This window comes from Rhizobium sp. WSM1274, assembly GCF_025200775.1.
GTDB classification, from domain to species: Bacteria; Pseudomonadota; Alphaproteobacteria; order Rhizobiales; family Rhizobiaceae; genus Rhizobium; species Rhizobium leguminosarum_I.
On the sequence record NZ_CP104138.1, the window covers coordinates 12,709 to 25,448 of the forward strand.

Below are 12,740 nucleotides of genomic sequence, written 5' to 3' on the forward strand. Positions count from 1 at the left end.
ATCTGTGGCAAGATGACAAATTTTGCCCCAAAAACGCAAAAAAGGCGGCCTTTCGACCGCCTTTCGAATTATGCACCGGTCTTGGTTCAGTCGGCGTCGGCTTCAGCCGCCAAGGCTTTCACCAGCTCCACGACCTTGCGGCGAACCTTGGGATCGGAAATCTTGACGAAGGCGCGGTTGAGCTGCAGTCCTTCCGAGGAGGAGAGGAAATCGACGACGTAATTCGAGCTGGAGGCTTCCATGCCGCCGCCGCCGGGCGAATGTTCGCCGGGCGCGTCCTCGAAGAAAAACGACACCGGAACATTGAGGATGTTCGAGATGTTCTGCAGACGGCTTGCGCCGACGCGGTTGGTGCCCTTTTCGTATTTCTGGATCTGCTGGAAGGTGATGCCAAGGCTTTCGCCAAGCTTTTCCTGGCTCATGCCCAGCATCGTACGACGGAGGCGAATACGGCTGCCAACATGGATGTCGATCGGATTCGGCTTCTTTTTGTTTTCAATCATGGTCGTGCCCTAGCTAAGAATTTCAACCTGTTTCTAACCGGCATGCCCCAGATCCATCCCAAAACGCCACGTTGCAAGAGGTGAGGAACCCACCTTCGAACATACGTTAAGAACGCCGATTGTCATCACTATGCAATTTTAGGGGTTTTTGGTCAATTCAACCCGGAAATAAAACCTCTGCGAGAAATTAGCGCAATCAGAATCAGCAACGCCTCGGTCAACCAGAAGTATGTTTGCTGGGGGTATGTGGTTCCGAGTCCCGCGCTGATGCTATCGAGCGTTGCATCGATGAAGCCGGTTTCCCCAAGATCGAGGCCTGCAATAATTTCCCCATGGGCGTTCACCAGCGCTGAAATGCCGCTATTGGCATCACGAATCAGCGGCATGCCGGTTTCAACAGCCCGTACTCGCGCCTGCTGGAAATGCTGGTAGGGGCCGGGCGTCGCGCCGAACCAGGCGTCATTGGTGATATTGAGGATCGCGTTGGCGTCTTTGATGTCGCCGGTCATTTCGTCGGGGAAAATGATCTCGTAGCAGATCAGCGGATAGAGATTGAGGCCGCCGGGCAGCGTCAGCAGGTGCCGGCTTGCCGCGGCCGAAAATCCTCCCGGTATTTCGACGACGTTCTGGATGCCGAATTCGGTGAGCACGTCCTCGAAGGGCAGGTATTCGCCGAAAGGCACCAGATGCACCTTGTCGGAGGCGCCGATGATCTGGCCGCGGCCGTCGATCACGTAGATGGAATTATAATAGCGCGTCGGAATGCCCGGTCCCATCTCCTCGGCGCGGACGGCGCCGGCGATCAGCACTTGGTTGTCATCGAGCGTATCGGCGATCCGCGTCAGCGCATCCTGGTTGTCGGTCAGGATGAAGGGGATCGAGGTTTCCGGCCAGACGATGATATCGGGTTTGCGTCCGCCATTTTTCGGTGCTTCAGCCGAAAGCTTCAGATGCGTCTCGAAGATCGCGGCGCGGTCGGCGTCGTTGTCCATCTTCGCCGCCTGGTCGATCGCCGGCTGCACCAACCGCACCACCGGCCGCTTGTCCTCCGGCAATGTGTCCGGCCGGGGCGCGAGATAGAGAGCATAAGCGCCATAACCGAGATGGGCGGCAAAGAGCAGGACGGCGAGCGCGATTCCCGGCCGCGCGCCTTGCCGCGTCCCGGCAAGGGCAGGCGCAGAAAAGACGAAGACGGCAAGGGCAGTCACCCCCGTCGCCCCGATCACATGCGCCGACTGCATCATCAGCGGAACCGGCATCATGCCGTAGCCGATGGCGTTCCAGGGAAAGCCGGTGAGGATCACGCTTCGAAGCCACTCCATCAGCCCGAAGCCAGCCGCAAGCGCGGCGATCCGCCCCATGCCATCAGACCAGACGATGCGGGCAAGGGCGGCCGCCAGCCCGTAGAAGATCGCAAGACAGGCCGGCAGGCCGAGGATTGCCAACGGCAGCGCCCACGCGAATTCTTCCTGATCGACCAGCAGCGCATGGCCGAGCCACCAGAGGCCGGCGACGAAATAGCCGAAGCCGAACAGCCAGCCGGTGGTGAACGCCGGCCACAGCCTGCCGATCAGGCCGCTCTCAGGCGAAGCCGCCGCCCCGTCGATCAGCCAGACGAGCAGCGTGAAGGAAACGAACATTGCCGCAAAAAAGCCGAAGGGCGGCAGCGCCAGAACCGCGAATGCCCCGGCGGCGATGGCCAGCAGCGACCGTTTGAAACCCCAGACGAGGATAGCCCTGTCCGCAAGCCGCTCCATGCGCACTCCCATCAAACCGCGAATCAACCCATCCGCAGTCTTTCAAAAAAGCGGCTCTTTGTCCCGTTAGGTCCTGTTAGTTGGCGGTCGATTCCGCCGGCCGGTCTTCGCCGGCCTCGGAGCCGGGAGCGATGTCGCCATCCGTCTTGGCGCGGCGGCGAACCGCGTGGCGCTTGCGGGTAATGCGCAGCCGTTTGATGCGGCGCGGATCGGCGTCGAGGATGTGGAATTCGAAGCCCGGCAGTGCCTGGACGACTTCGCCGCGCACCGGAATGCGGCCGAGCGCCGAGAAGATCAGGCCGCCCAGCGTATCGACCTCGTCGACCTGCTCGCTGATGTCGAAATCCGGCCCGATCGCTGCGGCGATCTCTTCCAGTTCGACGCGGGCGTCGGCGATGAAGACGTCTTCGGCGACGCGCTTGAACATCACTTCGTCATCGTCATGTTCGTCGTCGATGTCGCCGACCACCATCTCGACGATGTCTTCATGCGAGGCAAGCCCGTCGGTGCCGCCATATTCGTCGATGACGAGCGCCATCTGCGTGCGGTTCACCTGCATCCGGCGTAACAGGTCGGACGCCAGCATCGACGGCGGCACGAACAGGATCTTGCGGATGATGCCGGCCTCGGCCAGCGTCTTTTGCAGGTCGACGCGGGCGAGATCGAAATTCTGCTTGGCCGAACGCGTGGTCTTCTGGATGTTTTCGGGCGCAACCTCGATCGCCGGCAAGACAGCGGCCGGTTTCGTCGGGCCGCGGCGTTTGTTGCGCGCCTGCTTGGCGATGTAGGAGAGCAGATCGCGGATATGCACCATGCCGCGCGGATCGTCGAGCGTATCGGCATAGACAGGCATGCGCGAGCGGCCGGATTCCTCGAAGAGGATCATCAACTCGCCGATGGTGATGTTCTGGTCGACCGCCTCGATATCGGCGCGCGGCACCATCACGTCGGCGACGCGCACTTCGCGAAAGCGCAGGATGTTGTTGAGCATCGCCCGTTCGTCGGGCGAAAAGGCGTCGTCGCCGGCCGCATCGGTCATCAGCGCGTCGGCGAGATCCTCGCGCAGTCGCGAGCCCTGCTGCGGGCGAAGGATGCGCGCGGCGCGCGACCAGAAGGATTGGGATCGGCCGGATGGCCGACTACTACTGCCTGCCTCGTCCGAAGAGGAGGATGGCTCGGAGTCCTTGGCGTCTGCCGCCGGCTTCGTCGTAAAGTCGCTCATGGTTCCATTTTAAGGTCTTGACCCTCGTAAGGATCAGATAGGCCGAGCTGCGCCAAAATGCGAGTCTCCAGCCCCTCCATAATTTCGGCTTCGGTACTATTCATATGATCGTAGCCGAGAAGATGCAAGAAACCGTGCACCAGAAGATGGGTCAGGTGGTCGTCGAAGCTCTTTTCGAGCTCGGTCGCTTCCCGCTCCACCGTCTCCCGGGCGATGATGATGTCGCCGAGCATCGGACCGGGCATCTTGCCGGGCCGAACCGGAAAGGCGGGAAAGGAGAGCACGTTGGTCGCCTTGTCCTTGCCGCGCCATTCGGCGTTGATGTCCTGGATCGAGGCATCGTCGGTAAAGACAAGCGAGACCTCGGGCGGCATCGTCGGGAAGGGCTGCTTCTCGCTGTCGCGGAGATAGATTGCCGCGGCGTCGAGCACCCGTTCGCAAAACGACTGCAGCGTTTCCTCGCCGGGCCAGCCGATGTCCTCGACGCTGATCTGGATGTCGAGTTCGGCCATCAGTCCTGCCGGCTGACGTCTTCGGTTTCAACGGCATAGGTGGAATCATAGGCCCTGACGATGCGCCCGACCAGCGGATGGCGGACGACGTCGGTATCCTTGAAGCGCACGATCGAGATGCCCTCGACGCCGTTCAGAAGCTGCAAGGCCTCGACGAGGCCGGATTTGACGCCGCGTGGCAGGTCGATCTGGCTCGGGTCGCCGGTAACGATCATGCGCGCATTCTCGCCGAGACGCGTCAGGAACATCTTCATCTGCATCGATGTCGTGTTTTGCGCTTCGTCGAGGATGATGGCGGCGTTGGCGAGCGTGCGGCCGCGCATGAAGGCGAGCGGCGCGATTTCGATGACGCCGGCAGTGATCGCCCGGTCGACCTTGTCGGCGGGGATCATGTCGTAGAGTGCGTCATAGAGCGGGCGAAGATAGGGATCGACCTTTTCCTTCATGTCACCGGGCAGGAAGCCGAGGCGCTCGCCGGCCTCGACCGCCGGGCGCGACAGGATGATCTTTTCGACCGCGCCGCGCTCCAGCAACTGGGCGGCATGCGCGACGGCAAGATAGGTCTTGCCGGTGCCGGCCGGGCCAACGCCGAAGACGAGCTCGGCGCGCTCCAGCGCCCTGATATAGGCGTCCTGCGTCGGCGTGCGGGCGATGATCGTCTTCTTGCGTGTCGAAACCTGCGCCATCGTCAGTTTGGCCTTGCGTTCCATTGTCGGAAGGCTGAGCTGGTCGTCGGCGGCGACCGCCATGCGGATTGCTCCCTCGACGTCGGATCGTTCCACGCTGCCGCCTTTCTGAAGTTTTTCATAGAGATAGTCGAGCGTGCGCCGCGCCTGATTGGTGGTCACGACATCGCCTGTGATGACGACGGAATTGCCGCGTGCCCGCGCATCGATATTGAGCCGTTGCTCGAGCAGCTTGAGGTTCTGGTCGAATTGCCCGAACAACTCGCTGGCGAACCGGTTGTTCTCGAACGTCAGGACGAAGTGATTGGTGTCGCTCGGCGTGCGGGGGTGGCGCGGTGAAGAAGAAACCAATTCTTGTCCGTTCAAGCGGTCGGGCTCCTTAGGTTAAACCGCAGCCTCTGCGCGTTCGGCAAACAGGCTGTTTGTTCCGGTTCCGGTGATTCGCACTTTAATAATGTCACCGATTTGCGATGCTTTTGCATCAACATTCACTGATTGAAGCCAGGGAGAACGTCCGATTAGTTGTTCCGGCATGCGACCGGGCTTTTCGAGCAACAGGTCGATCTCCTTGCCGATGCAGGATTCGGCAAATTCCTGCTGCTGCTTCAGGAGAAGCATTTGCAGGCGTTCCAGCCGTTCTGCCTTGATTTTTTCCGGCACCTGGTCCTTCAGTTCCGCGCCGGGTGTGCCCGGCCGTGTCGAGTATTTGAACGAGAAGGCCTGTGCATAACGGACCTCCTCCACAAGCCTCAGTGTATCCTCAAAATCCTTATCTGTCTCCCCCGGAAAGCCGGTGATGAAATCGCCCGACAGGGCGATGTCAGGCCGCACCGTGCGGATGCGCTCGATCAGCGCCAGATATTCGGCCGCGGTGTGACGCCGGTTCATTGCTTTCAGGATGCGGTCCGAGCCCGATTGCACCGGCAGATGCAGATAGGGCATCAGCGCCCGGAGGTCGCCATGAGCGTTGATCAACCGGTCGTCCATGTCGCGCGGGTGGCTTGTGGTATAGCGCAGCCGCGCAAGGCCGGGGATATCCGCCAGGCGATAGAGCAGATCGCCGAGGCTCCATGCCTCGCCTTGGCTCCCGGCGCCGTGCCAGGCATTGACGTTCTGTCCGAGCAGGGTGATCTCGCGCACCCCGCTGTCGGCGAGCCTTTCGGCTTCCTCGACGATCTGGGAAACCGGCCGCGACACTTCCGAGCCGCGTGTATAGGGCACGACGCAGAAGGTGCAGAACTTGTCGCAGCCCTCCTGCACCGTCAGGAAGGCGGTGACGCCACGGGCACGGATCTTTCGGCTCTCGGCGATCGGCAGATGCTCGAACTTATCCTCGATCGCATATTCCGTATCGACGACGCGCTGGCCTTGTTTGGCCAGGCGCAGCGCCTCCGGCAGGCGGTGGTAGGTTTGCGGGCCGATGACGACGTCGACGGCGGGTGCGCGGCGCAGGATTTCCTCGCCTTCGGCCTGGGCGACACAGCCGGCAACGCCGATCATCATCTCCCGTCCGTCAGCCGCCTTCTTCTTTTTCATCTCGCGCAGCCGTCCGAGCGCCGAATAGACCTTCTCGGCCGCTTTTTCGCGGATATGGCAGGTGTTGAGCAGAACGAGGTCCGCCTCTTCCATATCTTCCGTCGGCTCGTAGCCGTCGCGGGCGAGCGCGTCGCTCATGCGCATGGAATCGTAGACGTTCATCTGGCAACCATAGGTCTTGATGAAGACCTTGCGGTTGTTGCTGCCATCGCGGGGTGTCGATTCCGGGGCCTGGAGAAGGGCGCTGTCCTGTGTCATGGCGCGCTATTTAGTGGTTTTTGCCGCCGGAGAAAATCGAAATCTTGCTTTAGAGCCTTTCCTGCTCAGAATGCTTCAATCTGACCAGGAAAGCCCCTAAGAGATTTCCCGCCCGCGCAGGCGGCTGTTCAGGAGGTTGCGGATGCGCAAGGCGATCGTCGCACTCACCTCCTTGCGGCTGGTATCGGCGCGGTAATCCACCGCCTCGCCGAAGGAAACCTCGGCGTCGATGGCGCCGCAGCGAACGATGTCGATGAGATGCGGCAGCAGCTCGATATCACCCGGCCAGGCGGCGAGCGGCCGATGATAACGCCCCATGGCGATGCCGTGCACCCTGGTATAGACAACCGCGACCGGCTGCACCACGACCGTCCCCGTCGGCGAATAAGGCACCGCCATCGCGGCGGCGCCGAACAGCGAGGACTTGACCTCCAGCAGCCGGTTGCCGTCCGAGGTCGTGCCCTCGGGAAAGAGCACGACGATCTCACCGTCGGCCATGCGCCCGGCGATCTCGTTTGCCTGATGGCCGGTCTTGCGCCGTTCCTCGCGCACGACGAAGACGCTCTTCTGCAGCTTGGCAAGCGTGCCGAAGATCGGCCAGTCGCGCACCTCGATCTTGGCGATGAAGACGACGTCGGCAACGGCCGACAGCACCATGATGTCAAGCCAGGAGGAATGGTTGGAACAGAGCATCAGCGGCCGGCGGTCTTCCAGCTTGCCGCTCACGCGGACGCGGATGCCGAGGCAATAGCAGGCGATCCGGTGCCAGGCGCGCGGAAGCCGGCGCCGCAGCCGCCAGTCGAACCGCAGCGCCAGGATCTGCAGCGGCATGAGGACGATGCTGACGGCAAGGATGACGACCGCAGCGAAGGCGATGCGCAGCCAGGCGATCAAATGCTGGTCTCCCGGGCTGCCATTGCTTCAGAGGTCTTCTTTCTTCAACGGAACGCCGTAGAGCTCCAGACGGTGGTCGACCAGCCGGAAGCCGTGCTCGCGGGCGATGCGCTCCTGCAGCGCCTCGATCTCCGGCGAGCGGAATTCGATGACCGTGCCGGTCTTCAGGTCGATGAGGTGGTCGTGATGCTCTTCCGGCACCGTTTCGTAGCGCGAGCGCCCGTCGCGGAAGTCGTGCCGGGCGATAATGCCGGCATCCTCGAACAGTTTCACGGTGCGATAGACGGTCGAGATCGAGATCTTCGCATCGACCTTCACCGAGCGGCGGTAGAGTTCTTCGACGTCGGGATGGTCTTCCGACTCTTCCAGGATACGCGCGATCACGCGGCGCTGCTCGGTCATGCGCATGCCGCGTTCGGTGCAAAGCTCCTCAAGGGTCTTGGCTACATCAGTCATCGCCGGCCTATAGAGATATTCGTGTTTCGACAACGCCGCACGGCATTTGCGCCGGCCTGCAGGTCATCTCGCTGCCAGGGAACTACCGAAGAACGCGCTTCATGACAAGCGCCGTGGAGAGGGCGCCGTTTTCTTGTTTATAATAACCCTGACGTTCGCCGACCTTTTCGAAGCCGAGCTTGCGGTAGAGGCCGAGCGCTGCCGTATTGCCGTTGTCGACCTCGAGAAACATGCTCTCGCCGCCGCGCGCGCGTGCTTCTCGCATCGCCGCCTGCATCAGCCGCCAGCCCAGTCCGGCACGGGCGACCTTCGCCTGCACGGCAATTGTCAGGATCTCCGCCTCGCCGGCGACATGGCGGGCTAGGATGAACCCCGGAAGCGGCTTTTTCAGGATGGCATTGGTCTGGCGCGCGACGAAGCCGAAGACGGTATCCTGCATCAGCAGGCCGTGAAATTCACCGTCGCCCCAGGGCCGGGCGAACCGCTCGCCGTGCAGGGCGGCGACATCGCGGCAATCCTCGCGCTCCATGGCGATGATCTCGAATTCCGGTTTCAGCGTCAGATAGCTTTCCAGCATCGTCATACTCGTCGCGCAATCGCATACCCGGCCTGCGGCTTGGCATCGGGTCCGCGCAGATAAAGGGGCTTCGGCTTTCCGGCATCGGGGGAGGCGGCAGCGCCCAGGCGCGCCACCACGGAGATCGAGAACCTGTTGGTGTGATCGCCGAGGGCGTCCGCCTTCAGGAGGGGCGTCGCCGAACCGGTGATCTCGCCGTCGAAGCCGGCGGCAAAAGCCTGCGCTTCAGCAATGCTGACCGCCCTTGGAGCGTCGAGGGACGAACCGTCGGCTGCGAAGGACTGGAGGTAGATTTCGTCGCGCTTGGCATCCATCGCCGCCAGCACGGCGCGATGAGGCGTCTTGTCGCGCTGGGCTGATGCCATGACTTCGAGCGTGGTGATGCCGACGGCGGGAACATTGAGGGAGAGCGCAAAACCACGGGCTGCGGCAACGCCGACGCGGATGCCGGTAAAGGAGCCGGGACCGATGGTGACGGCAAGGCGGTCGATATGAGAAAGCGCCAGTCCCGCCTGATTCAGCGCGCGATCGACGATACCAATCAGATGTTCAGCATGCCCCTTGCCGATCATGTCCGATGCCTCCCCCAGCACCGTATTCCTGTCGCTGTCATAGACAGCGGCAGCGCAGTCCACACCCGCCGTGTCGAGCGCCAGAATGATCATGCCATCAATTTCCGAATAAACCAGTGTCGCCTATCGATAAATCCGTTCGGCCGAACCTGAGATGAACGGCCGGACGAATTCAAGATTTTTAAGCGGCAATCACTTCCTGCACTTCCGGAACGAAATGGCGCAGCAGGTTCTGCACGCCGTGCTTCAGCGTTGCCGTCGAAGACGGGCAACCGGCGCAGGAACCCTTCATGTTCAGATAGACCTTGCCGTCCTTGAAGCCGCGGAAGGTGATGTCGCCGCCGTCCTGGGCAACGGCCGGGCGCACGCGGGTCTCCAGAAGCTCCTTGATGGTCAGCACGATCGATTCATCGCCTTCATCGAAGAATTCGTCGCCGGCATCGGCGTCTTCGGAAAGGATGGAGGCATCGCCCATGACCGGCTTGCCGGACATGAAGTGCTCCATGATCGAGCCTAAGATAGCCGGCTTAAGATGCTGCCAGTCGGCATTGTCCTTGGAGACGGAAATGAAATCATAGCCGAAATAGACGCCGGTGACGCCTGATATTTCGAACAGGCGGGCGGCGAGCGGCGAGGCTTGAGCCTCCTCAGTGCTGCGGAACTCGGCCGTGCCGTTTTCCATCACCACCTTGCCCGGCAGGAACTTCTGCGTGGCGGGATTCGGCGTGGCTTCGGTCTGAATGAACATCTGGTTCTCCATGCGGCCTGCCCATGGTCTCGGCCGTCTTTAGAATTCTTCAAAAGAAGATAAGCCGATTGACGGCTCTAATCAAGAGACTTGTACTCAAGAAATGCTGGGACGGGACGATTTCAGGCCCGGTCGGCCTGAAACTAGAATCCTGTTCTAACTTAAAGAGTTAGAGCATGATGTCGTCCGAAAACCGCTCAAACTTTTCGGCATCATGCTCTAGCAGAGGGCGTCGATTTCCTCGTTGGTCAGCGTATCCGGCAGCACGGTGACCGGGATCGGAAACGCCGCCGCGCGACCGGCGACCGAGGAGACCAGCGGCCCTGGACCTTCCTTCGCCGAACCGGCGGCCAGAACCAGGATCGCCACATCGCGGTCTTCCTCGATCACGGCGTTGATCTGTTCGGCAGCACCGCCCTCGCGGATGACGACCTCAGGCTCGATGCCGATGGTCTCGCGCACGATCTGGGCGATCTTGGCAACCACAGCCTCGGCCTCTTCACGCGCTTCGGCCCGCATGATCTCTTCGACGCCGAGCCATTGCTGGAAATCCCCATCGGGGATCACGTAGAGCAGCACCAGCCCGCCATTGGAATTCTTCGCGCGCCGGCCGGCATAATGAACGGCGCGTTGGCATTCCGGTGTGCCGTCAATTACCGCCATGAATTTGCGGCGGTGACCTTCGAGCCGTGAGAGTCGCTTCGATACCATGGCGCGGACTCTGACACCCGAAGCGGAAAATTTGCAAGTCCAGTTTTTCCCCTTCCCCCGCGACAGGGAGAAGGGGGATCACTCTCAATAGAGGAAGCCGATGACGTCGCGCACTTGGCGCATCGTCACCTCGGCGCGCGCCCTTGCGCGCTCGCCACCCTTGCGCAGGATCGCGTCGATATGGCTGGTATCGTCCATCAGCCGGCGCATCTCGCCGGTGATCGGCGCGAGTACGTTGATCGCCAAATCGACCAGCGCCGGCTTGAAGACGGAGAATTGCTGGCCGCCGAATTCGGCAAGCACGTCAGCCTTCGACTTGTCGGCGAGTGCGGCATAGATCGCCACCAGATTGTCGGCTTCCGGACGGCCCTGCAGCCCGTCGATCTCGCTCGGCAAGCCGTCCGGATCGGTCTTGGCTTTGCGGATCTTCTTCGAGATCGCGTCCTCGTCGTCCATCAGGTTGATGCGCGAGAGATCGGAGGGGTCCGACTTCGACATTTTCTTGGTGCCGTCGCGCAGCGACATGACACGCGGTGCCGGTCCGCCGATCAGCGGCTCGACCATCGGAAAATAGGCATGCACCGGCTCGTTGCCGACGGTGATATCGACGCCGTATCCGGTCCTGCTGATATGCTCGGCATAGTCGAGGTTGAACTTCATCGCGATGTCGCGGGCAAGCTCCAGATGCTGCTTCTGGTCCTCACCAACAGGCACATGGGTGGCGCGATAGACGAGAATGTCGGCAGCCATCAGGCTTGGATAGGCGTAAAGGCCGAGCGAGGCCTGTTCACGGTCCTTGCCGGCCTTGTCCTTGAACTGCGTCATCCGGTTCATCCAGCCCATGCGGGCGACGCAGTTGAAGATCCAGGCGAGTTCGGCATGCTGCGGCACGGCCGACTGATTGAAGACGATATGCTTTTCCGGATCGATGCCGGCGGCGATGAAGGCAGCCGCGATCGAGCGCGTCTGGCTCGGCATGTCCTCGTGCACGAGCTGGGCGGTGAGCGCATGCATGTCGACGACGCAATAGATGCAGTCGTTGCCTTCCTGCAGCGCCACGAACCGGCGGATCGCGCCGAGATAATTGCCGAGATGCAGATTGCCGGTCGGCTGTACGCCGGAGAATACGAGTTTCTTGAATTCGTTCATGTCGTCCTCAATAGGCTGGTGGAGGGCCCACGCTGTCATGGTTTAAATTGCTGCAGAATGCAGCAGGGCTTTTCGCCCATTTGCTAACGCCGCGGCTTATGCACGGGCAACCGGTCGCAATCAAGGGGTTCAGGCGGCAGTGTGCTGGATCAGATCGAAAGTGTTGCCGTAGGGATCCGCAAAGACGGCCACCGTGCCGTAAACCTCGTGACGCGGCTCTTCCAGAAAGCGCACGCCGGCCGCCAGCATGGCGGCATGGTCGCGGGCGAAATCGTCGGTCTTCAGAAAGAAGCCGACACGCCCGCCGGTCTGATTGCCGATGGCCGCGCGCTGCGTCTCGTCTGCCGCCTGCGCCAGCAGAAACGCGGCGCCGTCCCCACCCCTTGGCTTCACCACCACCCAGCGCTTGCCCTCCGGCTGCGGCTCGTCCTGAAGGCAGTCGAAACCGAGGCCGTCGCAATAGAAGGCCTTGGCGCGGTCGTAGTCGTCGACGACGAGAGTGACGAGGAAAAGAGACTGGATCATCATGTGTTGCCTCGCGTTTGAGATGTTTATTCCAGTTTTGAGCGGCGATATCCCGGGTTTTAAGCCGAATTGATCAACCGTCTTACTTATATTGGAGTATAAAATTTCACAAAAAAGCTTTTTTTGAACTGAAAATCCGCCGCGTGGCACCGGCGCCGATGGGGTTGCTGCGATAGCCGATCGGAGGGACCATGCAGAACGCAACTTTGCTCGCCATGGCAGGCCTTTTCGCCCTACAATCAGCAACCGGCGCCGTCGGTCAAGACATGAAAAGGCATGGTGTTCATCTTCCAAAACATCAGGCACGCCTCGCCTACACGGTCCAGACCGTCAGCGTTCGTGCCGGCTGCTTTCCCGAGCGCCTGCGAGCGGTCCTGTCGTATATTGCTGCGAAGACCGGCCGCCGCCCGGTGATAACCTCGGGCCACAGGCCGCATCCCCGCCGCCACGGGTCCCTGCACGGGACATGTCTGGCGGCCGATTTCAGGATGCCTGGCCTGTCGGAGCGCACGATCATTGCTGTCGCAAGAAGCGCGCCGGGCATAGGCGGCATCGGCAGCTATTGCAACGGCATCATCCATGTCGACGTCGGACCGCAGCGACGATGGGTGGATTGCTAGAGGATCCATCCGGC

15 protein-coding genes are annotated in these 12,740 nt (G+C 61.5%); 1 reads left to right on the forward strand and 14 read right to left on the reverse strand.

The window, feature by feature from the left end:
- Positions 1-86: 86 nt before the first annotated feature.
- From N2600_RS00075 to N2600_RS00140, 14 genes are all read right to left on the reverse strand, one after another.
- The gene (locus tag N2600_RS00075; protein ID WP_260297619.1) at positions 87-503 is read right to left on the reverse strand and encodes a helix-turn-helix domain-containing protein; all 417 of its coding nucleotides are present in this window, start codon (positions 501-503) and stop codon (positions 87-89) included.
- A gap of 152 nt (positions 504-655) precedes the next feature.
- Positions 656-2,260, reverse strand: coding sequence for an apolipoprotein N-acyltransferase (gene lnt, locus N2600_RS00080; protein ID WP_260297620.1), 1,605 nt, complete (start codon positions 2,258-2,260; stop codon positions 656-658).
- A gap of 76 nt (positions 2,261-2,336) precedes the next feature.
- On the reverse strand, positions 2,337-3,482 hold the full coding sequence (locus N2600_RS00085; RefSeq protein ID WP_162115411.1) for a hemolysin family protein: 1,146 nt from the start codon (positions 3,480-3,482) through the stop codon (positions 2,337-2,339).
- A complete protein-coding gene (gene ybeY / locus N2600_RS00090) occupies positions 3,479-3,994 on the reverse strand; it encodes an rRNA maturation RNase YbeY (RefSeq protein ID WP_162115410.1) in 516 nt (171 codons plus the stop codon). Before ybeY ends, N2600_RS00085 begins: the two co-directional genes overlap by 4 nt.
- Positions 3,994-5,046: a PhoH family protein gene (locus N2600_RS00095; RefSeq protein WP_017966729.1), complete on the reverse strand. Its 1,053-nt coding sequence runs from the start codon at positions 5,044-5,046 to the stop codon at positions 3,994-3,996. Before N2600_RS00095 ends, ybeY begins: the two co-directional genes overlap by 1 nt.
- 18 nt (positions 5,047-5,064) lie before the next feature.
- The gene (miaB, locus tag N2600_RS00100) at positions 5,065-6,474 is read right to left on the reverse strand and encodes a tRNA (N6-isopentenyl adenosine(37)-C2)-methylthiotransferase MiaB (RefSeq protein ID WP_260297621.1); all 1,410 of its coding nucleotides are present in this window, start codon (positions 6,472-6,474) and stop codon (positions 5,065-5,067) included.
- Between the two features lie 96 nt (positions 6,475-6,570).
- Entirely contained in the window at positions 6,571-7,368 is a 798-nt protein-coding gene (locus tag N2600_RS00105; protein WP_260297622.1) for a lysophospholipid acyltransferase family protein, read from the reverse strand.
- 27 nt (positions 7,369-7,395) lie between these two features.
- The gene (locus N2600_RS00110; protein ID WP_017966732.1) at positions 7,396-7,824 is read right to left on the reverse strand and encodes a Fur family transcriptional regulator; all 429 of its coding nucleotides are present in this window, start codon (positions 7,822-7,824) and stop codon (positions 7,396-7,398) included.
- Positions 7,825-7,906: 82 nt separating this feature from the next.
- Positions 7,907-8,407 carry a GNAT family N-acetyltransferase gene (locus N2600_RS00115; protein ID WP_205930524.1) on the reverse strand — a complete coding sequence of 167 codons (501 nt, stop codon included), beginning with the start codon at positions 8,405-8,407 and terminating at the stop codon, positions 7,907-7,909.
- Complete coding sequence (gene tsaB / locus N2600_RS00120; RefSeq protein WP_260297623.1) at positions 8,404-9,066, reverse strand: tRNA (adenosine(37)-N6)-threonylcarbamoyltransferase complex dimerization subunit type 1 TsaB; 663 nt, start codon at positions 9,064-9,066, stop codon at positions 8,404-8,406. The genes N2600_RS00115 and tsaB overlap by 4 nt, the downstream gene beginning before the upstream one ends.
- Positions 9,067-9,154: 88 nt before the next feature.
- Positions 9,155-9,721, reverse strand: coding sequence for a NifU family protein (locus N2600_RS00125; RefSeq protein ID WP_012755783.1), 567 nt, complete (start codon positions 9,719-9,721; stop codon positions 9,155-9,157).
- A gap of 219 nt (positions 9,722-9,940) precedes the next feature.
- Positions 9,941-10,432: a universal stress protein gene (locus tag N2600_RS00130; protein WP_003544884.1), complete on the reverse strand. Its 492-nt coding sequence runs from the start codon at positions 10,430-10,432 to the stop codon at positions 9,941-9,943.
- Positions 10,433-10,516: 84 nt separating this feature from the next.
- Positions 10,517-11,581: a tryptophan--tRNA ligase gene (gene trpS / locus N2600_RS00135; protein WP_017966736.1), complete on the reverse strand. Its 1,065-nt coding sequence runs from the start codon at positions 11,579-11,581 to the stop codon at positions 10,517-10,519.
- A gap of 129 nt (positions 11,582-11,710) precedes the next feature.
- On the reverse strand, positions 11,711-12,109 hold the full coding sequence (locus tag N2600_RS00140; protein ID WP_260297624.1) for a VOC family protein: 399 nt from the start codon (positions 12,107-12,109) through the stop codon (positions 11,711-11,713).
- 188 nt (positions 12,110-12,297) lie between these two features.
- Between N2600_RS00140 and N2600_RS00145 the strand changes: the two genes are divergently transcribed.
- Positions 12,298-12,726: a YcbK family protein gene (locus N2600_RS00145; RefSeq protein WP_260297625.1), complete on the forward strand. Its 429-nt coding sequence runs from the start codon at positions 12,298-12,300 to the stop codon at positions 12,724-12,726.
- Positions 12,727-12,740: the final 14 nt, after the last annotated feature.

Coding starts and splice junctions, on each gene's coding strand:
- N2600_RS00075 (WP_260297619.1), bottom strand. CDS start 503: ATGATTGAAAACAAAAAGAAGCCGAATCCGATCGACATCCATGTTGGC.
- lnt (WP_260297620.1), bottom strand. CDS start 2,260: ATGGAGCGGCTTGCGGACAGGGCTATCCTCGTCTGGGGTTTCAAACGG.
- N2600_RS00085 (WP_162115411.1), bottom strand. CDS start 3,482: ATGAGCGACTTTACGACGAAGCCGGCGGCAGACGCCAAGGACTCCGAG.
- ybeY (WP_162115410.1), bottom strand. CDS start 3,994: ATGGCCGAACTCGACATCCAGATCAGCGTCGAGGACATCGGCTGGCCC.
- miaB (WP_260297621.1), bottom strand. CDS start 6,474: ATGACACAGGACAGCGCCCTTCTCCAGGCCCCGGAATCGACACCCCGC.
- N2600_RS00110 (WP_017966732.1), bottom strand. CDS start 7,824: ATGACTGATGTAGCCAAGACCCTTGAGGAGCTTTGCACCGAACGCGGC.
- N2600_RS00115 (WP_205930524.1), bottom strand. CDS start 8,407: ATGACGATGCTGGAAAGCTATCTGACGCTGAAACCGGAATTCGAGATC.
- tsaB (WP_260297623.1), bottom strand. CDS start 9,066: ATGATCATTCTGGCGCTCGACACGGCGGGTGTGGACTGCGCTGCCGCT.
- N2600_RS00125 (WP_012755783.1), bottom strand. CDS start 9,721: ATGTTCATTCAGACCGAAGCCACGCCGAATCCCGCCACGCAGAAGTTC.
- N2600_RS00130 (WP_003544884.1), bottom strand. CDS start 10,432: ATGGTATCGAAGCGACTCTCACGGCTCGAAGGTCACCGCCGCAAATTC.
- trpS (WP_017966736.1), bottom strand. CDS start 11,581: ATGAACGAATTCAAGAAACTCGTATTCTCCGGCGTACAGCCGACCGGC.
- N2600_RS00140 (WP_260297624.1), bottom strand. CDS start 12,109: ATGATGATCCAGTCTCTTTTCCTCGTCACTCTCGTCGTCGACGACTAC.
- N2600_RS00145 (WP_260297625.1), top strand. CDS start 12,298: ATGCAGAACGCAACTTTGCTCGCCATGGCAGGCCTTTTCGCCCTACAA.